Origin of the sequence: Pseudomonas oryzihabitans, from assembly GCF_024652905.1 — a bacterium.
Lineage (GTDB): Bacteria > Pseudomonadota > Gammaproteobacteria > Pseudomonadales > Pseudomonadaceae > Chryseomonas > Chryseomonas benzopyrenica.
The window spans coordinates 1,627,935-1,645,850 of record NZ_CP102428.1; the positions used below are offsets into that span (position 1 = coordinate 1,627,935).

Annotated in this window: 18 protein-coding genes and 2 pseudogenes; 10 read left to right on the forward strand and 10 right to left on the reverse strand. The window is 67.1% G+C overall.

What is annotated here, in order from left to right:
- Nucleotides 1-99: 99 nt before the first annotated feature.
- Both NRG74_RS07540 and NRG74_RS07545 read left to right on the forward strand, forming a co-directional pair.
- The gene (locus NRG74_RS07540; RefSeq protein WP_173148137.1) at nucleotides 100-684 is read left to right on the forward strand and encodes a YecA family protein; all 585 of its coding nucleotides are present in this window, start codon (nucleotides 100-102) and stop codon (nucleotides 682-684) included.
- A 3-nt stretch (nucleotides 685-687) separates the two neighbouring features.
- Nucleotides 688-1,086 (forward strand): YbaN family protein, encoded by a 399-nt coding sequence (locus NRG74_RS07545; RefSeq protein ID WP_068383999.1) that lies wholly within the window; start codon nucleotides 688-690, stop codon nucleotides 1,084-1,086.
- Nucleotides 1,087-1,149: 63 nt separating this feature from the next.
- Here the strand turns inward: NRG74_RS07545 and NRG74_RS07550 are convergent, their stop codons facing one another.
- From NRG74_RS07550 to NRG74_RS07565, 5 genes and pseudogenes are all read right to left on the reverse strand, one after another.
- Nucleotides 1,150-1,317, reverse strand: coding sequence for a hypothetical protein (locus tag NRG74_RS07550; RefSeq protein WP_184290704.1), 168 nt, complete (start codon nucleotides 1,315-1,317; stop codon nucleotides 1,150-1,152).
- Between the two features lie 57 nt (nucleotides 1,318-1,374).
- Entirely contained in the window at nucleotides 1,375-1,986 is a 612-nt protein-coding gene (locus NRG74_RS07555; RefSeq protein WP_017641751.1) for a tRNA-uridine aminocarboxypropyltransferase, read from the reverse strand.
- Between the two features lie 62 nt (nucleotides 1,987-2,048).
- Nucleotides 2,049-3,050 (reverse strand): annotated as a pseudogene (locus tag NRG74_RS24575) (methyl-accepting chemotaxis protein); the annotation flags it as partial.
- A gap of 282 nt (nucleotides 3,051-3,332) precedes the next feature.
- Nucleotides 3,333-3,614: pseudogene (locus NRG74_RS24580) on the reverse strand (PAS domain-containing protein); the annotation flags it as partial.
- Nucleotides 3,615-3,718: 104 nt separating this feature from the next.
- Entirely contained in the window at nucleotides 3,719-4,621 is a 903-nt protein-coding gene (locus tag NRG74_RS07565; protein ID WP_231356153.1) for a LysR family transcriptional regulator, read from the reverse strand.
- 136 nt (nucleotides 4,622-4,757) lie between these two features.
- Between NRG74_RS07565 and speB the strand changes: the two genes are divergently transcribed.
- The 3 genes from speB (at nucleotide 4,758) to NRG74_RS07580 (ending at nucleotide 8,794) form a co-directional block, all read left to right on the forward strand.
- Entirely contained in the window at nucleotides 4,758-5,708 is a 951-nt protein-coding gene (gene speB, locus NRG74_RS07570) for an agmatinase (RefSeq protein ID WP_017641748.1), read from the forward strand.
- Nucleotides 5,709-5,845: 137 nt separating this feature from the next.
- The gene (locus NRG74_RS07575; RefSeq protein ID WP_257706184.1) at nucleotides 5,846-7,351 is read left to right on the forward strand and encodes a purine-cytosine permease family protein; all 1,506 of its coding nucleotides are present in this window, start codon (nucleotides 5,846-5,848) and stop codon (nucleotides 7,349-7,351) included.
- A gap of 63 nt (nucleotides 7,352-7,414) precedes the next feature.
- Nucleotides 7,415-8,794 (forward strand): sodium:solute symporter, encoded by a 1,380-nt coding sequence (locus tag NRG74_RS07580; protein ID WP_257706185.1) that lies wholly within the window; start codon nucleotides 7,415-7,417, stop codon nucleotides 8,792-8,794.
- A 56-nt stretch (nucleotides 8,795-8,850) separates the two neighbouring features.
- On the opposite strand, the gene NRG74_RS07585 is transcribed toward NRG74_RS07580, so the two are convergent.
- The gene (locus NRG74_RS07585) at nucleotides 8,851-10,113 is read right to left on the reverse strand and encodes a cytochrome P450 (RefSeq protein WP_257706186.1); all 1,263 of its coding nucleotides are present in this window, start codon (nucleotides 10,111-10,113) and stop codon (nucleotides 8,851-8,853) included.
- Between the two features lie 199 nt (nucleotides 10,114-10,312).
- Here NRG74_RS07585 and NRG74_RS07590 point away from each other — a divergent pair, with 199 nt between their 5' ends.
- The gene (locus tag NRG74_RS07590) at nucleotides 10,313-10,966 is read left to right on the forward strand and encodes a DUF2238 domain-containing protein (protein ID WP_257706187.1); all 654 of its coding nucleotides are present in this window, start codon (nucleotides 10,313-10,315) and stop codon (nucleotides 10,964-10,966) included.
- On the opposite strand, the gene NRG74_RS07595 is transcribed toward NRG74_RS07590, so the two are convergent.
- Nucleotides 10,963-12,657 carry a dihydroxyacetone kinase family protein gene (locus NRG74_RS07595; RefSeq protein ID WP_257706188.1) on the reverse strand — a complete coding sequence of 565 codons (1,695 nt, stop codon included), beginning with the start codon at nucleotides 12,655-12,657 and terminating at the stop codon, nucleotides 10,963-10,965. The two genes, NRG74_RS07590 and NRG74_RS07595, sit on opposite strands and share 4 nt — an antisense overlap.
- Nucleotides 12,658-12,870: 213 nt before the next feature.
- Between NRG74_RS07595 and msrP the strand changes: the two genes are divergently transcribed.
- On the forward strand, nucleotides 12,871-13,881 hold the full coding sequence (gene msrP / locus NRG74_RS07600; protein ID WP_068383981.1) for a protein-methionine-sulfoxide reductase catalytic subunit MsrP: 1,011 nt from the start codon (nucleotides 12,871-12,873) through the stop codon (nucleotides 13,879-13,881).
- Nucleotides 13,881-14,492: a protein-methionine-sulfoxide reductase heme-binding subunit MsrQ gene (msrQ, locus tag NRG74_RS07605; protein ID WP_257706189.1), complete on the forward strand. Its 612-nt coding sequence runs from the start codon at nucleotides 13,881-13,883 to the stop codon at nucleotides 14,490-14,492. Before msrP ends, msrQ begins: the two co-directional genes overlap by 1 nt.
- A 167-nt stretch (nucleotides 14,493-14,659) precedes the next feature.
- On the opposite strand, the gene NRG74_RS07610 is transcribed toward msrQ, so the two are convergent.
- Both NRG74_RS07610 and NRG74_RS07615 read right to left on the reverse strand, forming a co-directional pair.
- A complete protein-coding gene (locus NRG74_RS07610; protein ID WP_017641740.1) occupies nucleotides 14,660-15,259 on the reverse strand; it encodes an START domain-containing protein in 600 nt (199 codons plus the stop codon).
- A gap of 50 nt (nucleotides 15,260-15,309) precedes the next feature.
- A complete protein-coding gene (locus NRG74_RS07615; protein WP_257706190.1) occupies nucleotides 15,310-15,564 on the reverse strand; it encodes a YkgJ family cysteine cluster protein in 255 nt (84 codons plus the stop codon).
- A gap of 185 nt (nucleotides 15,565-15,749) precedes the next feature.
- Between NRG74_RS07615 and NRG74_RS07620 the strand changes: the two genes are divergently transcribed.
- Nucleotides 15,750-16,301 carry an exonuclease domain-containing protein gene (locus NRG74_RS07620; RefSeq protein ID WP_257706191.1) on the forward strand — a complete coding sequence of 184 codons (552 nt, stop codon included), beginning with the start codon at nucleotides 15,750-15,752 and terminating at the stop codon, nucleotides 16,299-16,301.
- A gap of 83 nt (nucleotides 16,302-16,384) precedes the next feature.
- Entirely contained in the window at nucleotides 16,385-16,666 is a 282-nt protein-coding gene (locus tag NRG74_RS07625) for a pyrimidine/purine nucleoside phosphorylase (protein WP_017641737.1), read from the forward strand.
- An 84-nt stretch (nucleotides 16,667-16,750) separates the two neighbouring features.
- Here the strand turns inward: NRG74_RS07625 and pdxB are convergent, their stop codons facing one another.
- On the reverse strand, nucleotides 16,751-17,914 hold the full coding sequence (gene pdxB, locus NRG74_RS07630) for a 4-phosphoerythronate dehydrogenase PdxB (protein ID WP_257706192.1): 1,164 nt from the start codon (nucleotides 17,912-17,914) through the stop codon (nucleotides 16,751-16,753).
- Between the last annotated feature and the right edge of the window lie 2 nt (nucleotides 17,915-17,916).

Below are 17,916 nucleotides of genomic sequence, written 5' to 3' on the forward strand. Positions count from 1 at the left end.
GTCGGCCGGCCCAGGGTCGTCAGGTTCGACGTGACCCGGGCGCTCGTCTACAATTCCGGCCGTTCTGCCCTTTCGAATCCTTTCCGAGGTAAGTAGCCGATGTCCTTCGCCGAACAATTGACCCGTCTGCGCGATTTTCTCGATGCAGACGATCTGCACGAAGAAGCGCTCGACTACGTAGCCGCCCATGGCTACCTGACCGCCCTGTCCATTTGCCCGGAAGAGGTTCCCGAACGCGAGTGGATCGATGCCCTCTTCGCCGAACCGCCGCAGTATCGCGATGCCGCCCAGCAGGAAGAGATCGAGCGCGCCCTGGTGCAGCTCAAGGCGCACATCCTGCGCGTGCTGGGCAGTGACGAAGAGCTGGACCTGCCCTGCGACCTGGAACTCGGCCCCGAGCCGGACGACTCCGAGCTGCGCGGTTGGTGCATCGGCTTCATGGAAGGCGTGTTCCTGCGCGAAGCCGTGTGGTTCGAAGACGCCGAAGACGAGGTCAGCGAGCTGCTGCTGCCGATTATGGTCGGTTCGGGCCTGTTCGATGAACAGCCGGAATTCGCCGAGATCGCCCAGGACCGCCGCCTGGTGGCCGACATGATGGTGCAGATTCCGGAATTGCTGACCCAGCTGTTCCTGCTCTGCCATTCCCCCGAAGAAAAGCCGGCGCTGCTCAAGCCGCGTCACTGAGCGATGGACGAGGCCACTCCCAGACCCCGCCAGCGCAAGGGCTGGGTCCGCTACCTGCTGCTGGGCCTCGGCTGGCTCAGCGTGGCGCTGGGCATCATCGGCGCCTTTCTGCCGCTGCTGCCCACCACGCCCTTCCTGCTGCTGGCCGCGGCCTGCTTCATGCGCAGTTCGGAGCGCTTCTACCTGTGGCTGATCAACCACAGGTGGCTGGGACCCTGGGTCAAACCCTACCTGGAAGGCGACGGCATCCCCCTCAAGGGCAAGGTCTACGCCATCGTCGCCATGTGGATCAGCGTGGGTTTTTCCTGCTGGCTGGTGCCCTATGTCTGGGCACGGGTGGCGGCCTTCACCAGCTGTGCGGCGGTAACGGTCTACCTGCTCAAGCAGAAGACCCGGCGCTAGCCGATAGGCATAAAAAAGGGCGATCAGTGATGATCGCCCTTTTTCATGGGTGACGCCGTGGCGTTAGGCGGCGCTGGCCATGGGGGTTGGCGGCGCCTGATCGGGGACGGTGGGCTCGCCCGGCTCGCTGGGCTGGATGGGCGCCGGATCGGGCTGATCGGGTTCGCCGCCAGCACGGGGCATGGCAAGGCTGGCGAATTCATCATCGGGGCGGATCGGGAAGCGGGACATGGCGTGACTCCTCTGCTGACTCTCTAGGTAGAGTGGTCCGGCACCTGGGTAATTCCCCTAGTCACGCTGCTCCGGTCCGCCATGATTGCGTGCAAAGGTTTCCGGCCCCATGGCGGCGATCTGGCCGTCGATCAGCGCCTCGAAAGGCGCGAGCAGCGCATCGAAGCGGCGCGGCGCCTCCAGCGCATTCAGCGCCGTCACCACGGCCTCCACGGTCGATAGCGCATCCGGCGCCGGGGCCTTGCGCACCCGGTAGCGCGAAGGGGCGCCAGGCGGCAGGGTGAGCCTGGGCAGCGCGGCCAATAGCGGATTGGCGTGCAGCAGCAGCCGTGCCTTGCGCCAGGTGCCGTCGGGAATCACCAGCAGCCGTTTCGACTCGATCTTAGCCGGGGGTGGCACGAGGTTCACCGTGAGCGCTTCGGGGCCGGGAAACAACAGCCAGGCATCATGATCGGCGAGCCAGAGCGGCAGGTCGGCAAAGGTCTCGCCGATCTCCAGTTGCGCATTGCTGAGCCCGAGGGCGACCAGACGTGCGGTGTTGAGGGGATGGCGCCGCTCGCTGGGATGCTGCAGCAACAGCACCCGCGTGCGACTGGCCAGCGCAGGGATCAGCGCGCACAGGCAGAGCGACAGGGGACGCTGGCAGCGCGCGCAAGCGGGACGGGACATCAGGGCTTCCAGAGCGAATCGAGGCGGCGATCATACCGGATCGCCGCCGCCCTCCCCGCGACTCAGCGATTGAAGCGGGCGGTGAGATCGTGCAGGTAGTCGGCCATGCCTTCCAGCTCGCGACTCAGTTCCGAGCCGCGGCGGGCCTGGGCGGAACTGTGGTCCGAGAGATCGGCGATGCGGCTGATCTGCCGATTGATGTCTTCGGACACGTGGCTCTGCTCCTCCACCGCGGTGGCCATCTGCTGGCTCATGGCGGTGATGAGGCTGACCGATTCGCTGATGCCCTCCAGGGATTCGCGTACCGCTGCCGAATGGCGTTCGCTCTGGCGCGAGGTCTCCTCGCCGCGACTGGCGGTGGCCACGGCACGGTCGGCATTGGCCTGCAGATTGGCGATGATCTGGTGGATCTGCTCGGTGGACTCGCGGGTACGGGAGGCCAACGAGCGGACCTCGTCGGCCACCACCGCGAATCCGCGACCGGCTTCACCGGCGCGGGCGGCCTCGATGGCGGCGTTGAGCGCCAGCAGGTTGGTCTGTTCGGCGATGGCGGTGATGACATCGGCGACGCTGCCGATGCTCTGGGTGGAGCTGGCCAATTCGCCCACCGCCTGGCCGATGTCGCTGACCGCCGCGCCGAGTTCACGCATGGAGGTCAGGCTCTCTTCAGCCTTGTCGCGTCCGGAATGCACCATGTTCTCCGCGTTGGCGGCGGCCTGGGCGGTTTCCTGGACGTTTTGCGAGACCTCGTGGATGGTGGAGGTCATCTGGGTGATGGCGGCGGCGGATTGATCGGTCTCATGGCGCTGCTGTTCCAACAGCTCCGCCCCGGACTGGGACAGCTGCGAAGACTCGCGGGCCTTCTGGCGCACGCTGTCGCCAACGTCGGCCAGACGCGTCAAGGCGGTCTGCAGACGCGCGGCTTCGCTGTGCAACGCGAGGTCCAGACGCGCTGGGGCGCCGATCTGGTCGCTGTAGGTCGGCGCAACCACATCGCTGGAGAACATCTTGGGATGATCGGCGAGGATGCGCTCGATACTGGCGCGCTGGCGATACAGCTGGTGGGCACTGACACCCAGCAAGGCGGCGACGATAAGGGCTGCCTGAGCGGTGTCGTCCAAGATGAAGTGACCGCCCAGGATGACGCTGGCGGCCGCCACGGTCGACCAGCAGGCGGAGATGGCGCTGGTCAGGCGACGGATCCGAGGCACGGGAGCCTTGCCGGTATTGATCCGTGCATAGAGCTCGCCGGCGCGGCGCACCTCGTTGGCACTGGGCAGGGAACGCACGGATTCGTAGCCGATCACCCGCCCCTGTTCCAAGATCGGCGTGACGTAGGCACTGACCCAGTAGAAGTCGCCGTTCTTGCAGCGATTCTTGACGATGCCCATCCACGGCTTGCCCTCCTTGAGGGTCGCCCACATGTGGCTGAATACGGGCGGCGGCATGTCGGGATGACGCACCAGATTGTGCGGACTGCCGATCAGCTCCTCCCGCGTATAGCCACTGATGGCGATGAACGCTTCGTTGCAGTAGGTGATGTTCCCCTGCAGGTCGGTGGTGGAGATGAGTCGTTCTTCTTCCTTGAAGGTACGGCCCTGTTGGGTGACCGGCAAATTCGTGCGCATGCGGGTGCCTTATCTAGCGGGTTATCTACTCCGTGGGACATCAACCATTTAAATGGTGGCCAATTGCCCGCACAGGTGAAAACGGTAACCCCTTGGTTATCGTCCTAGTCACTATCGGCATGTTGCATCTGGGCTTTAAGGATGCGTTGAAAACTCTGGATAAGCGGCTCCCTTCCACGCCCTCGGCGGGTGATGAGGGAGAACGGCGCCTGATAGCCAAAGGTCGCCGGTTGCAGCGCCTTGAGGCGCCCCTGGTCGACCCAGGCATGGACGTAGTGCTCCGGCAGATAGCCGATATAGGCGCCAGAGAGGATGAGAATCAGCTGGGCCTCCATGCTTTCCACGGTGGCGGCGCTTTCCTTGAAGCCATGGCGTGCCAGCTCGGCCTGACTCCAGTAGCCGCGCCGCACCATGCGCTGGCGGGTGATCACCTCGGCAGGGATACGCCGCTCCTGGAACAGTGGATGCCGATCGCTGCAATAGAGCCAGTGCTGCTCGCGATAGAGCGGCTGGTAGACCACCCCGTTCATGCGCGCGGAAAAGGCGCCCACGGCGAGATCCAGCCGTCCCTCCAGCACGCCCAGCTGCAACTCGTAGGGACTGGTCACCGCCAGATGCAGGTGAACGCCGGGATAGTCGTGGGTATAGCTGCCGATCACCTGAGCCAGCGGCAGCGCCGGCTCGCTGGACAGTGAATCCAGTACGCCCAGGTTGAGGGTGCCGCTCAGTTCGCCCTTGAGGGTGGTGGCATAGCGTTCGAAGCCTTCGATCTCGCCGAGGATCCGCAGGGTTTCCTGGTGGAAGAGTTCGCCCTTGCTGGTCAGGGCGAAACCACCCCGGCCGCGATGACAGAGGGTGACCCCGAGCTGCCCTTCCAGTTGGCTCATGTAGGTGCTGATGGCCGAGGTGGACAGGTTCAGCTCCTGCTGCGCCGCGGCGAAGCCCTGGTGGCGTACCACGCAGGCGAACAGCTTGAGCAGGCGGATGTCGTGGAGGGCATTGGCCATGGCGGACTCCCGGTGGACGCGGCCCGGCAGTCTAGCCATCAGTTCAGAAATCTCTGAAGTGATTTTTTGCCTGCGCCGATTCTTCGGCTGTCAGGGACTTTGCACAATCGGGTCATCAGCACAACGAGGATGACCCGTGGAAAAGATCCTGCACCAGCCGCTGGGCGGCAACGAGATGCCCCGCTTCGGCGGCATCGCCAGCATGCTGCGACTGCCCCACCTCGCTTCCCCGGCCGGACTCGACGCCGCCTTCATCGGCATACCGCTGGACATCGGTACCTCGTTGCGCTCCGGCACCCGCTTCGGTCCGCGGCAGCTGCGCAGCGAATCGGTGATGATCCGTCCGTACAACATGGCCACCGGCGCGGCGCCCTTCGACTCCCTGAGCGTCGCCGATCTGGGCGACGTCGCCATCAACACCTTCAACCTGCTGGACACGGTGCGGCTGATCGAGGAGCACTACGACCGGGTGCTGGAGCACGATGTCATCCCCCTCACCCTGGGCGGCGATCACACCCTGACGCTGCCCATCCTGCGGGCCATGAAGAAGAAATACGGCAAGATCGGCCTGGTGCACGTGGATGCCCATGCCGACGTCAACGAGCACATGTTCGGCGAGAAGATCGCCCATGGCACCACCTTCCGCCGCGCCGTGGAAGAAGGCCTGCTGGACTGCGACCGGGTGGTGCAGATCGGCCTGCGGGCCCAGGGCTATGCCGCCGACGACTTCGACTGGTGCCGCGAACAGGGCTTTCGGGTGGTGCAGGCCGAGGAGTGCTGGCATCAGTCCCTGACCCCGCTGATGGCCGAGGTGCGCGAGCGGGTGGGCGGCGGGCCGGTGTATCTGTCCTACGACATCGACAGCATCGATCCGGCCTGGGCACCGGGGACCGGCACGCCGGAAATCGGCGGCCTGACCACCATCCAGGCATTGGAAATCATCCGCGGCTGCCGCGGCCTCGATCTGGTGGGCTGCGACCTGGTGGAGGTGTCGCCGCCCTATGACACCACCGGCAATACCGCCCTGCTTGGCGCCAATCTGCTCTACGAGATGCTCTGTGTGCTGCCGGGGGTCGCCTACCGCTGACCCTCCAAGGTGCGGTGACCCGCCATGACGGTCACCCACCCTCTGTCTTTTCGCTGCCGAACACCGGCGGACCCCCTGGTCCGCCGACAACAAGAACGCAGGTCCAGCCTGCGTATAACCGTGTCGAGGCGTCATCCATGGACCATCATGACGGCATCACCCGTATCGAAACCTTCGGGGTCGAGCAGATTCCCGACCACGAACGCCATGCTACCCCCTTCGATCTCTTCCGCCTGATCTTCGGCGGTGCCAACACCTTCGCCACCGCCGTCCTGGGTAGTTTTCCGATCCTATTCGGCTTGTCGTTCCAGGCCGGGGTGCTGGCCATCGCAAGCGGGGTCCTGTGTGGCGCGCTGATCCTGGCGCCCATGGGTCTGTTCGGCGCGCTCAACGGCACCAACAACGCCGTCTCCTCGGGCGCTCACTTCGGCGTGCATGGGCGTATCGTCGGCTCCTTTCTCTCCCTGCTCACCGCCATCGCCTTCTTCTCGCTGTCGGTGTGGAGTTCCGGCGACGCCCTGATAGGCGGGGCCCAGCGCCTGATCGGATTGCCGGAGAACGCCCTGACCCTGGGCCTGGCCTACGGACTGTTCGCCATGTTGGTGCTGACGGTCTGCCTCTATGGCTTTCGCTTCATGCTGTGGGTCAACAAGATCGCCGTGATCAGTGCCAGCCTGCTGTTCCTGCTCGGCATCCCGGCCTTCGCCGGCAGCTTCGACGCCGCTTACGAAGGCACCCTGCAACTGGGCCAACCGGGCTTCTGGGCCGCCTTCATCGGCGCGGCGCTGGTGGCCATGAGCAATCCGGTGTCCTTTGGCGCCTTTCTCGGCGATTGGTCGCGCTACATTCCCCGGCAGACGCCGCGCCGACGCATCCTGCTGGCGGTGATCGCGGCTCAGACCGCCACCCTGATTCCCTTCCTGTTCGGCCTGGCCACCGCCTCCCTGGTGGCGGTGCAGGCCCCCGCCTATATCGCGCAGAACAACTATGTGGGTGGCCTGCTGGCCATAAGCCCCACCTGGTACTTCCTGCCGGTGTGCCTGCTGGCGGTCATCGGTGGCCTGTCCACCGGCACCACGGCGCTCTATGGCACCGGCCTGGATCTCTCCAGCGTGCTGCCCCGGTTGTTGACCCGGGTGCGGGCGACCCTGCTGATCGGCCTGGCGGCCATCGCCTTCATCTTCATCGGGCGCTTCAGCTTCAACCTGGTGCAGAGCGTCTCAACCTTCGCGGTGCTGATCGTGACCTGCACCAGCCCCTGGATGGTGATCATGATCCTGGGCCTGCTGGTCCGCCGGGGCTTCTATTGCCCGGACGACCTCCAGGTGTTCACCCGTGGCCAGCGCGGTGGCCGCTACTGGTTCCACCACGGCTGGAACTGGCGCGGCATGGGCGCCTGGATTCCCAGCGCCCTGCTCGGGCTGGCCTTCGTCAACCTGCCCGGCCAGTTCGTGGGCCCCCTGGGCGCGCTGGCCGGCGGCATCGACCTGAGCCTGCCCCTGGCCCTGGGCAGCGCCGCCCTGCTCTACCTGATTTTGCTCCTGCTGTTCCCGGAACCGGTTGCCGTCTATGGCCCGGCCGGTGCACGGCGCCCCAGACGCCGACGTGCCCGCGCAACACCTCCAGGCATCCGCGCCGCCTGATCCCGAACCCTGTCATGGGGCCGGCGCGCCCGGCCTTGCTCAGCCCTACAAGAGATCCCGTCAATGATCCTGGATATTTCCGTCGTCCTGGCCTATGCCCTGGCCATGTTGTTGCTCGGCTGGTACGGCATGCGCCGTGCCCGCAATCAGGAGGAATTCCTCGTCGCCGGCCGCAACCTCGGTCCGGCCTGCTACCTGGGCACCATGGCCGCCACCGTGCTGGGGGGCGCCGCCACCGTGGGCACGGTGCGGCTGGGCTACGTCCATGGCCTGTCCGGCTTCTGGCTGTGCGCCATGCTGGGCGGCGGCATCCTGGTGCTCAACCTGTTTCTCGCCAAGCCACTGCTGAAGCTGCGCATCTATACCGTGACCCAGGTGCTGGAACGGCGCTACACGCCTCTGGCGCGCCAGGCCAGCGCCGCCATCATGTTCGTCTATGCGCTGATGCTCAGCGTGGTCTCGGTGCTGGCCATGGGCACGGTGATCCAGGTGCTGTTCGAGTTGCCGTTCTGGAGCGCCATTCTGCTCGGCGGCAGCGTGGTGGTGATCTATTCCAGCATCGGCGGCATGTGGTCGCTGACGCTGACCGATATCGTCCAGTTCGTCATCAAGACCGCGGGCCTGATGTTCGTGCTGCTGCCCATCTGCCTGACCCGGGTCGGTGGCTGGGACGCCCTGGTGGCCAAGCTGCCGGCCAGCGCCTTCGCCCTGACCAGCATTGGCTATGACACCATCCTCACCTACTTCCTGATCTACTTCTTCGGCATCCTGATCGGCCAGGACATCTGGCAGCGGGTCTTCACCGCGCGCAGTGAAGGCGTGGCGCGAGCGGCGGGCAGCCTGGCCGGCATCTATTGCGTACTCTATGGTCTGGTAGGCGCGCTGATCGGCATGTGCGCCCGGGTGCTGCTGCCGGACCTGGGCGATGCCAACAACGCCTTCGCCGCCATCGTCCGCAGTACCCTGCCGGACGGCATCCGCGGCCTGGTGATCGCCGCCGCCCTGGCGGCCATGATGTCCACCGCCAGTGCCGGACTGTTGGCGGCCTCCACTACCCTGACCGAGGACCTCCTGCCCCGGCTGCGTGGCGGCAAGGCCTCGACCCTGGGCATGGCACGTGGTTTCACCCTGCTGACCGGCCTGGCCGTGCTCGCCGTCGCCTTACTGGTGAATGACGTCATCGGCGCCCTGACCCTGGCCTACAACCTGCTGGTGGGCGGCATCCTGGTGCCGTTGCTCGGTGCCATCCTCTGGCCGCGCGCGACCACGGCCGGAGCGCTGGCGAGCATGCTGCTGGGCTCGATCGCGGCCATCGTCTTCATGCTCAAGGACGGCCTGGAGGCGAATACGCCGATCTATTTCAGCCTCGGCCTGAGTCTGGTCAGCTTCGTGCTGGTGAGTCTGCTCACGGCACGTACCCAGGTGGCGCCGCGGCCTGCCTGACCGGCCGCTGCTGCTGCGCGAGCGCCATGACGAGGCGCTCCGACCCCCGGAGCAAGCTAGGCCACCGAACTGCGGGTGCGCTGCACCGCCTGGACCTCGCTCAGGATCAGGCCGCTGGCGGGGCGCATCGGCATCCGCGCCAGATCGATGCGCAGATCCTGGGTTGGCACCTGGTAGGTCATGTCCTGCAGCAGCAGGCGCAGGGCGGAGGTCATGAGCGCCAGGGCGATGCCTTCGCCCGGACAGCGGTGCTGATGGGCCACATCGCCGCCGCCCTGGGGTACGAAGGCGGCGGCCGGGATCGCCTCGGCGACAAAGCGCGTGGGCTCGAACACCTCGGGACGCTCCCAGCTGCGCGGATCGCGATTGGTGCCATAGAGATCCAGCAGGACGCGGGTGCCGCGGCGGAAGGCGACGCCGTGCCATTCGAAGGTTTCCCGTACTCGCGCCACGGTGAAGGGAAAGAAGGCGTAGAAGCGTCGCACCTCCTGGGCGAAAGGCAACCGGGCGGCGGGATCGGCCCGCAACCGTTCGCGCCAGGCCGGTTGCTTGTAAAGCGCCAGGGCGGCAAAGGTGGAAAAGCGTGCTACGGCCACCGTTGGCCGCAGCACATTGAGCAGCTCCACCGCGGCCACCCGTGGCGACAACGGCTGACCATCCGGCTCCCGGTGCTGCGCGATCAGCGCCAGGGCGCTGCCAGTCGGTGCCGGCTGCTTGCGGGCCTGCTCGACCTGCCCGCCAAGCCAGCGCTCCAGCCGCCGACGTGCCCGGCGAGCGCCCAGGTTGGCCAGGCCTGGGCTGCCGGCGCCTTCGAGCAGCGCGACCAGGTCGGCACAGCGCTGCCCCTCCTCTTCCGGGGCCAGGGTGACGCCCGCCCAGTCGCAGACCGCGCGGGTATAGAGGCGATGCAATTCGTCCAGCAGGATGATCTCTCCGCGGCTCTGCCAGCTGGGCAGCCTGGCGCGCCACTCCCGTTCCACCCGGGTGATCAAGGCCTCCACCCGCGCCGGCCGGGTAATCTCAAGGAAGAGCGCCTTGCGCTGGCGGTGAGCCGCACCATCCAGGCCCTGGACGCCGCCTTCGCCGAACAGTGTCTGGCGCAGTGACCGGGGCGCGGCATCCACTCGGGTGAAACGTTCCTCACGATAGAAGAGCTCCACCGCCGCCTGGCCACGCAGACAGAGGATGGGCTGCAGGAACAGCCGGGTGGCGAAGACATCGCTATCCAGGCGATCGCAGCGATTGCTGATGAAGGCATAGCCTTCGCGCAACAGTGCCAGGCTCGAATCGAAAGCCGAGAGCGGTGGCAGGATGGACATCGAGAGCTCCAGGGGAGGGAAAGGTCCTGCCCGTGGGACCGCGGGCAAGCGGCGCCGGTGCCTCCGCTGCGCTTGCTGTTTTTGCAGCGACGCCGCGACGATATCGGGTCGCCGCATTCGAACGCTGGCGGTCGAGCGGAGGTCCACGCAGCAGGGGCCGTCGTCGCGACGCTCCGCATTCCGGACAAGGCTCTCGCGTTTGAACCCCACCCGCTGTTCCCGTCTGCAACTCCTTCTTCTGCTGACCCTGGCCGTCCTTACCCTGGCGCTCGGCTGGTCCCCCTTGGACCGTTTCACCTGGACGATCGAGCAGCTACTGGTGATCATCGCCGTGCTGGGCGTGGCCCTGGTCCAGCGACGGCTTCGGCTGTCGGCCAGCGCCAGCCTGCAACTCTTCGGCTTTCTGGTGCTGCACCAGATCGGCGCCCACTACACCTATTCCCGGGTGCCCTACGACGACGCCTGGCAGGCCCTGATCGGTTACCGGCTGACCGAGGTCCTGGATCTGCAGCGCAACCACTACGACCGGCTGGTCCACCTCGCCTATGGCCTGCTGTTGGCCCGGCCAATTCGGGAAGTGGTCCAGGGCCTGACCGGGCTGCGCGGCTGGCGGAGCGCCTATGTGGCCCTGGAATTCATCCTGGCCTCCTCAGCCGGTTACGAATTGATGGAATGGCTGGGCGCCGATCTGCTGGCGGGCGACGCCGCGGAAGCCTTCGTCGGCGCCCAGGGCGACCCCTGGGACGCGCAAAAGGACATGGCCCTGGCCTTCGTTGGCGCCCTGCTGTCGCTGGTCTGCCGCCATGGCTGGCCCGGTCGCCGCGGGACCGGCCATGGCGCTGACTCGCGCTAGCGGGCGATCACGGGTTCCAGGGCTTCCAGCCAGCAGACCACCGCCACGGCGCCGCCATCGGGAATGCCGCGGGCCCGTTCGCCCAGGTAACTGGCGCGACCCTGGGCCGGTAGCATCTCGGCGGTAGCCGCGGCGCCCTCGCGAGCGGCAGCGAGGGCCGTGGCAAAGGCCTGCGCCGGGCTGGCACCAGCCCGGGCACCGGCCAGCAGGGCATCCGCTGCCGGTCGCAAGGCATCGAGCATGGTGCGCTGGCCCGGTTGGGCGCCGCCGAGTTCGGCAAGGGCCTGGACGCCGCCATCGAACGCCTCGGCCCATTGGGCCAGCGTGGGTCGCTCCACCCCGTCCAGCACCTGGGCGGCGCGGACCAGGGCGCAGGCGTAGAAGGGTCCGGAGCTGCCGCCGATGGCGCGGCGCAGAGCCTGCCCCATGGCCGCCAGGGCACTGGCCGGGGCGTACCAGGCGCTGGCTGGCAAGGCACGCAGCGCCTCGGCGCCACGGGCCAGGCTGGTGCCCAGATCGCCATCCCCGGCGCGGCTGTCCAGGTCGGTGAGGCGAGCTTCGTTGGCCAGCAGGCTGGCGATGACCGCATCTGCCGCCGCCTGCAGACGCTCGGCCAGGGGACCAGGGGTGCATGGGGTTGTTTCGGCTACCGCCGCAGGTGCGGACAACAGCGTGGGTGCCGCCGGTACCTGGCCAGAGCCCGGCCAGGCGCGGGCCAGGGTCGGCGCATCGAACAGCGCCAGGCGCACCTCATCCACCGGTAGCAGCGACAGCGAACAGCCGGGCATGTCCAGGGCGCTGAGAAAGGTGCCGGTCCAGGCCCGCGCCACCACCAGGCCGCGCTGACGCAACTGGAGCAGTGTCGCCCGCGCCATCAGCGCGAGTTCCAGCGGCGGCGTCGCGCCCAGGCCATTGACCAGCAGCGCCAGGCGCGTCCCCCTGGCGTAGCCGCCGTCTTCGATGAGGGTATCCAGCAGCCGCGCCACGGTGGCATCGGCGCCCAGCCAGGGGCCGCGCTCGACGCCCTGCTCGCCATGGATGCCGAGGCCCCACTCCACCTCGTCCTCCGCCAGCTGGAAGCCTGGGTGCCCTACCGCCGGTACCGTGCAGGCGCCCAGGGCGACACCCATGCTGCGCAGTTCGGCACTCGCAGCGCGGGCCAGGCTGGCCACCTCCGCCAGCGACCGTCCGGCTGCGGCCGCCGCGCCGGCAAGCTTGTGGATCAGCACGGTGCCGGCGATGCCGCGGCGCCGCTCCGGAGCCACGGTATGGCGCAGGGCGGCGTCGTCGGCCACCAGTACCGTCTCGACCGGAATGCCCTCGCTGCGCGCCAGTTCCGCGGCCAGGCCGAAGTTGAGACGATCACCGGTGTAGTTCTTGACCACCAGCAGCGCCCCGGCGGGCCCGGCGACCGCCCGGATCGCGGCCAATACGGCATCCACGCTGGGCGAGGTAAAGACGTCACCAGCCACCGCGGCGGTCAGCATTCCGTCCCCGACGTAGCCGGCATGGGCCGGCTCGTGGCCGCTGCCACCGCCGGAAATCACCGCCACCGGGCGTTCGGCGGCGGCCAGGGGCTGGCGCAGGATGACCTGTTCCTCGGCCAGCAGGGCCAGGCCGGGATCCAGGCTGACGAGACCTTCGAGCAGTTCGCGAACCACCGCGGTGGGGCTATTGATCAGCTTCTTCATCGGGCACTCCTGAGGGCGAGAGGTCGCCGCAGTATGGCACGGGGTCCCGAAGGTGCCTGGCGACGGCCTGAACGTCCCGCCCGTCCGAGCGCAACGGCCTTCCGCCGGACCGGGACGGCGGGCTATCGTTGGCGTGGGAAGCTTTTCACGACCGGGATGTCTCACGCTGTTAGCCAGCCGCTCCCTGTCGAGCGCCCCCCATCGAGGTCCGTCATGCCGATCAAGATCGTTCCGCGCTCTGCCTGTCGTGGGTCGGAGATCACTCCCGAAGCCGTCTACCTGTCCCGGCGCCAGTTGCTCGGTGCCAGCGGCGCCCTGCTTGCCGGCGCCGCCCTGCCCGGCTGGGCCCTGGCCGCCGCCTCCAGCTACGGCGACGTCGAAGCCGCCAAGGGCCCGGACTGGTTCGAGCGCAAGCTGCCGGATACCCGCTGGCAGGCGGCCACGGTCAAGGGCGAAGACATCACGCCCTTCAAGGACGCCACCCACTACAACAACTTCTACGAATTCGGGCCGGACAAGAGCGATCCCGCGGCCCATGCCGGCCAGCTGCCGACCCAACCCTGGAGCGTGGTGGTCGACGGCGAGGTGGGCAAGCCAGGCACCTACGGCCTGGAAGACCTCTTCGGCCCCGACACCCTGGAAGAGCGCATCTATCGCATGAGATGCGTCGAGGCCTGGTCCATGGTCATTCCCTGGCTGGGCTTTCCGCTGGCCAGCCTGCTCAAGCGCGTCGAGCCCACCGGCAAGGCCCGCTACGTGAGGTTCGAGACGCTCAAGGATCCACAGCACATGCCCGGCATGAACTCCAGCTTCGCCCTGCTGGACTGGCCCTATGTCGAAGGCCTGCGCCTGGACGAGGCCATGCATCCGCTGACGCTGATGACGGTAGGCATGTACGGCCGGGTGCTGCCCAACCAGAACGGCGCGCCGCTACGCTTGATCGTGCCCTGGAAATACGGCTTCAAGGGCATCAAGTCGATCGTGCGGATCAGCCTGGTGGAAGAACAGCCGCGCACCACCTGGCAGGGCATGGCACCCAACGAGTACGGCTTCTATGCCAACGTCAATCCGGAAGTGGACCACCCGCGCTGGAGCCAGGCCCGCGAACGGCGCCTGCCCAGCGGTCTGTTCAGCCCCAACGTGCGGCCGACCCTGATGTTCAACGGCTATGGCGAGGAAGTGGCCTCGCTCTACAGCGGCATGGATCTGCGGAGAAACTACTGATGGGCTTGCTGCTCTGGCGGGTCGCGGTGTTCATCGCCGCGCTCTGCCCGCCGCTGTGGTGGCTGTACCAGGCCTGGATCTTCGCCCTCGGTCCGGATCCGGGCAAGGCACTGGTGGACAAGCTGGGCACCGGCGCCCTGGTGCTGCTGTTGCTGACCCTCAGCCTGACCCCGCTGTCGCGCCTCACCCGCTGGAAGCTCTGGCCGGTGATCCGCCGTCAGCTCGGCCTCTGGACCTTCACCTACGCCCTGTTGCACTTCCTGGGCTACCTGGCTTTCGTCCTGGGCTTCGACCTGTCGCAACTGGGGGTGGAATTGCAGCGCCGGCCCTACATCATCGTCGGCGCCGCGGCCCTGCTGATCCTGTTGACCCTGGCCGTCACTTCCAACCGCCCCGCCATGCGCCGCCTGGGCAAGCGCTGGAAGGAACTGCATCGGCTGGCCTACCTGGTGCTGGGCCTGGGGCTCTTGCACTATCTCTGGATCGTGCGCTCGGATCTCGAAGAGTGGTCGATCTACGCAGCCATCGGCGCCGCCTTGCTGGCCTTCCGCCTGGTGGACGGCTGGCGGCGCAAGAAACGCAGTCATTCGGCAGCCAACCCGGCTCGTTGATTACCACCGCTGAAGCAGAGAGGTGAATCCCCTCTGCTTCAGCGCTATAGGGGTGGTATTAAAAAAGGCTACCAGGGAATACCTTGGGCCGGCAAGATCCGGCACAGGGGTGGTATAAAAAAGGCCTGGCGCCATGGGAGCCAGGCCTTTTGCCTAGAGACGCCGGATCAGCGCTGCGCGGCCTGGCGCAGACCCTTCAGGGTGTTGAGCGGGGCATCCACCACGAAACTGTTGGCCAGCCAGGACGGCACGTTGCCACCGGGCTCGCTCTGGGCCTCGTAGGTCACTTCCGAGCCACCGTTCTTCGGCACCACGCGCCACTGGCCCTGGAAGCTCGCCACCCGCACATAGCCATCGGCGGCAGGACGATAGTCGGGCTGGCCTTCGAGGGTGCGGGTGAAGCCGCCGTCGGGGGTCTTCTGCTCGGTGATATGCAAGACCACGTCGCGCGCGGTCACCGGCCAGGGCATCTCGATGCGCATGTAGGTCCAGGCCTGGTTGTCCTGCCGCTTGAGCACCTGCAGCGACTGGCAACGGAAGATCCATTTGCAGGAGCCCACCGGATCGTCCTGCAGCTTGGCGATGGTGGCTGGATCGGCCTTGATCTGGACCACGCCGCGATAGGCCTTGTACTTGGAGCCAGCGACGGCGCGGGTATAGACCTGGATACCGTCTTCCTGCTTGGCGAGTTGCCAGTCTTCGGCCTGGGCCAGACCAGTGGCGACGAGCAGGGTCAGGGCGAGGATGGAGCGAAGCGGCTTGTGCATGGGACGTCCCTTGTTGTTGTGATTGTCGGAGAGCGCAGTTCAGAACCGGATCAGGCGGCGGTTTCACCCTCCAGGCGCAAGAGGATGGCCATGGCCTCGGCGCTGTTGCTGCCGCAGAAGGCCAGCTCGGCCCGGAAGCCGCCGCACACCACCGGGCGCAGCGGAGAGTCGAACAGATCGCAGCGATTGGTGCTGTCCAGGTGGGCGCAGCGCACGCCGGAAGGCTTGCCCTGGGGCATGCGTGGCAGCGGTGAGGAGATCGACGGCGCGATGCAACAGGCGCCACAGCCCGGACGGCATTCCATGGTGAAACTCGCTGGAGAAGAGGCTTGAAGCTTAAAAGCAAGGCTGGAGCCTCACAAGCGAATCGTGACCAGATGTCGCTATCGAGTCATGAATGTAACATTCATTCGCACGATGCTACGCAACCCAGAGATTTTTCGGCCGTCATATCTGCGATGAGCGGGGCGGCTGGCCCGAGGGCGTGACGATGAAGCATTGGCTGGTGCTGGACCTGGAGGCGACCACCGACGAGGGCGGCTGGCCGCTGGAGTTGATGGAAATCATCGAGATCGGCGCGGTGATGGTGAACGCCGAGGGGCAGGAGCTGGATCGCTACCAGAGCTTCGTCCAGCCCGAGCGCCTGCCGCTGCTGACGCCCTTTTGCCGCAACCTCACCCACATCAGCCAGGCGGATGTCGATGGCGCCGAGCCGCTGGCAGGCACCTGGCTGGGCTTCGAGCGCTGGCTGGGCGCCTATGAAACCACCCTGGCCGGCTGGTGCAGCTGGGGCGATTTCGACCGCCGCCTGCTGGAGCACGCCTGGCGCGAGCATGATCTGCACACCCATCTGGCGCGGGTACCGCACCGCAATCTCAAACAGGCCTTCGCCAAGGCCCGCGGTCTGGCGCGCCCGCTGAGTCTCACCGCCGCACTGGAGTCGGCGGGGCTGGCCTTTACCGGAGTACTGCACCGTGCCGAGACCGATGCGCGCAATACCGCCAAGCTGCTGCCGGCCAGCCTGCCCGCCTTCGCCCGCTAGTCGCGGTGTGGACCGGTGACAGCCGGGGACGGCCTTGGGCATACTCGCGGACGCTTCTAACCGCTCTCGCACAAGGAAATCCGATGTTCAAGGTCAACGAATACTTCGACGGCACCGTCAAATCCATCGCCTTCAGCCTCAAGTCCAAGCCGGCCACCCTCGGCGTAATGGCCCCTGGCGAATACGAATTCGGCACCAGCCAGCTGGAGATCATGCATGTGGTGGCCGGCGCCCTGACCGTCAAGCTGCCGGGCAGCGAGAGCTGGGAAACCTTCGCCGCGGGCAGCCAGTTCACCGTGCCGGCCAACGCCAAGTTCCAGCTCAAGGTCGCGGAAGACACCGCCTACCTCTGCGAATACCACTGATTTCGCGCGTCCCGTCTCTCGGCCATCCAGGCCGACTGGCGGGGGGCCGCTGTCCTGCGTGAACGCTTCCGCTCCGCCTCGGTCCTAAGCGACACCGCCGCTTTCGGAGTCGTCGCCATGTCGCCAGTCGCAGCCCAGGGCACTCGCCAGCCGAGCCACACCCGCCCCTTCGAGCAGCAGCCCCGGAATCTCCCGACGCATGGGATAGCCCTTGCGCAGGGCGTCGAACGCCTGGGCGCGCGCCAGGGCCGGCAGGCCGAGGGTCGCGCGTAGCGCCGCATCGTCGTCGCGCGGATCGTAGACCGCGCGACAGACACGCCTGAAGGCCGTCGCCTCGGGCGCATCTCCGCTGAACACCAGGCGCTTTAGCTGCTGCGGTGGCAACAGCTCGTCCAGACTCAACCGTGGCGTCTCTCCCGCCCAGGCACAGAACGCCGCATAGATCTGCGCGGTGCCGCGCCACTTGCCTTCCAGGCTGTGCCCGGCGATATGGGGCGTCACCAGCTGACAGAGACGGGCCAGTTCAGGATCGATACCTGGCTCGCCTTCCCAGACATCCAAGGCCACCTTCAGCTCGGCGCCACCGGCCAGATGCGCACGCAGCGCGGCGTTGTCGACTACCTCGCCCCGGCAGGCATTGAGCAGCCAGCTGCCCGGACGCAATCTTGCCAGGCGCGTCGCATCGAACAGATGCAGGGTGCGCTGTTCGCCATCACGGACCAGCGGGGTGTGCAGACAGAGCACGTCGCAGCGCTCGATCAACTCGTCCAGGCTGTGGAAGTCGCCCGGCTCGGTCGCCTGCCGTGGCGGATCGCAGACCAGCACCGTCCAGCCCAGCCCCCGCAACACCTCGGCCAGGCGGCCTCCGACCTGGCCGGCGCCGACGATGCCGTAGGTGCGCCTGGCCAGGTCGCCGCCAGCGCCGTCTGCCAGTGCCAACAAGGCGCCCAGCACCCAGTCCACCACGCCGCGGGCGTTGCAGCCGGGAGCATTGCGCCAACGGATACCCGCCTGGTCCAGATAGCCGAGGTCCAGGTGATCGGTACCTATGGTGCAGGTGCCGACGAAGCCGACCCGAGATCCGGCCAGCAGCGCCGCGTCGACGCGGGTGATGGAGCGCACCAGCAGGGCATCGGCGCGGCTCACGGCGGCGCGATCGAAGGCCCGTCCGGGGAGGCGTTCGAGGGTGGCGTGGGGGCCGAAGAAGGCGTCCAGCAACGGAATGTTTTCGTCGGCGAGAATGTGCATGC

Coding starts and splice junctions, on each gene's coding strand:
- NRG74_RS07615 (WP_257706190.1), bottom strand. CDS start 15,564: ATGGAATGCCGTCCGGGCTGTGGCGCCTGTTGCATCGCGCCGTCGATC.
- msrP (WP_068383981.1), top strand. CDS start 12,871: ATGCCGATCAAGATCGTTCCGCGCTCTGCCTGTCGTGGGTCGGAGATC.
- NRG74_RS07620 (WP_257706191.1), top strand. CDS start 15,750: ATGAAGCATTGGCTGGTGCTGGACCTGGAGGCGACCACCGACGAGGGC.
- NRG74_RS07555 (WP_017641751.1), bottom strand. CDS start 1,986: ATGTCCCGTCCCGCTTGCGCGCGCTGCCAGCGTCCCCTGTCGCTCTGC.
- NRG74_RS07595 (WP_257706188.1), bottom strand. CDS start 12,657: ATGAAGAAGCTGATCAATAGCCCCACCGCGGTGGTTCGCGAACTGCTC.
- pdxB (WP_257706192.1), bottom strand. CDS start 17,914: ATGCACATTCTCGCCGACGAAAACATTCCGTTGCTGGACGCCTTCTTC.
- NRG74_RS07565 (WP_231356153.1), bottom strand. CDS start 4,621: ATGGCCAATGCCCTCCACGACATCCGCCTGCTCAAGCTGTTCGCCTGC.
- NRG74_RS07610 (WP_017641740.1), bottom strand. CDS start 15,259: ATGCACAAGCCGCTTCGCTCCATCCTCGCCCTGACCCTGCTCGTCGCC.
- NRG74_RS07585 (WP_257706186.1), bottom strand. CDS start 10,113: ATGTCCATCCTGCCACCGCTCTCGGCTTTCGATTCGAGCCTGGCACTG.
- NRG74_RS07580 (WP_257706185.1), top strand. CDS start 7,415: ATGATCCTGGATATTTCCGTCGTCCTGGCCTATGCCCTGGCCATGTTG.
- msrQ (WP_257706189.1), top strand. CDS start 13,881: ATGGGCTTGCTGCTCTGGCGGGTCGCGGTGTTCATCGCCGCGCTCTGC.
- NRG74_RS07540 (WP_173148137.1), top strand. CDS start 100: ATGTCCTTCGCCGAACAATTGACCCGTCTGCGCGATTTTCTCGATGCA.
- NRG74_RS07625 (WP_017641737.1), top strand. CDS start 16,385: ATGTTCAAGGTCAACGAATACTTCGACGGCACCGTCAAATCCATCGCC.
- NRG74_RS07545 (WP_068383999.1), top strand. CDS start 688: ATGGACGAGGCCACTCCCAGACCCCGCCAGCGCAAGGGCTGGGTCCGC.
- NRG74_RS07575 (WP_257706184.1), top strand. CDS start 5,846: ATGGACCATCATGACGGCATCACCCGTATCGAAACCTTCGGGGTCGAG.
- NRG74_RS07550 (WP_184290704.1), bottom strand. CDS start 1,317: ATGTCCCGCTTCCCGATCCGCCCCGATGATGAATTCGCCAGCCTTGCC.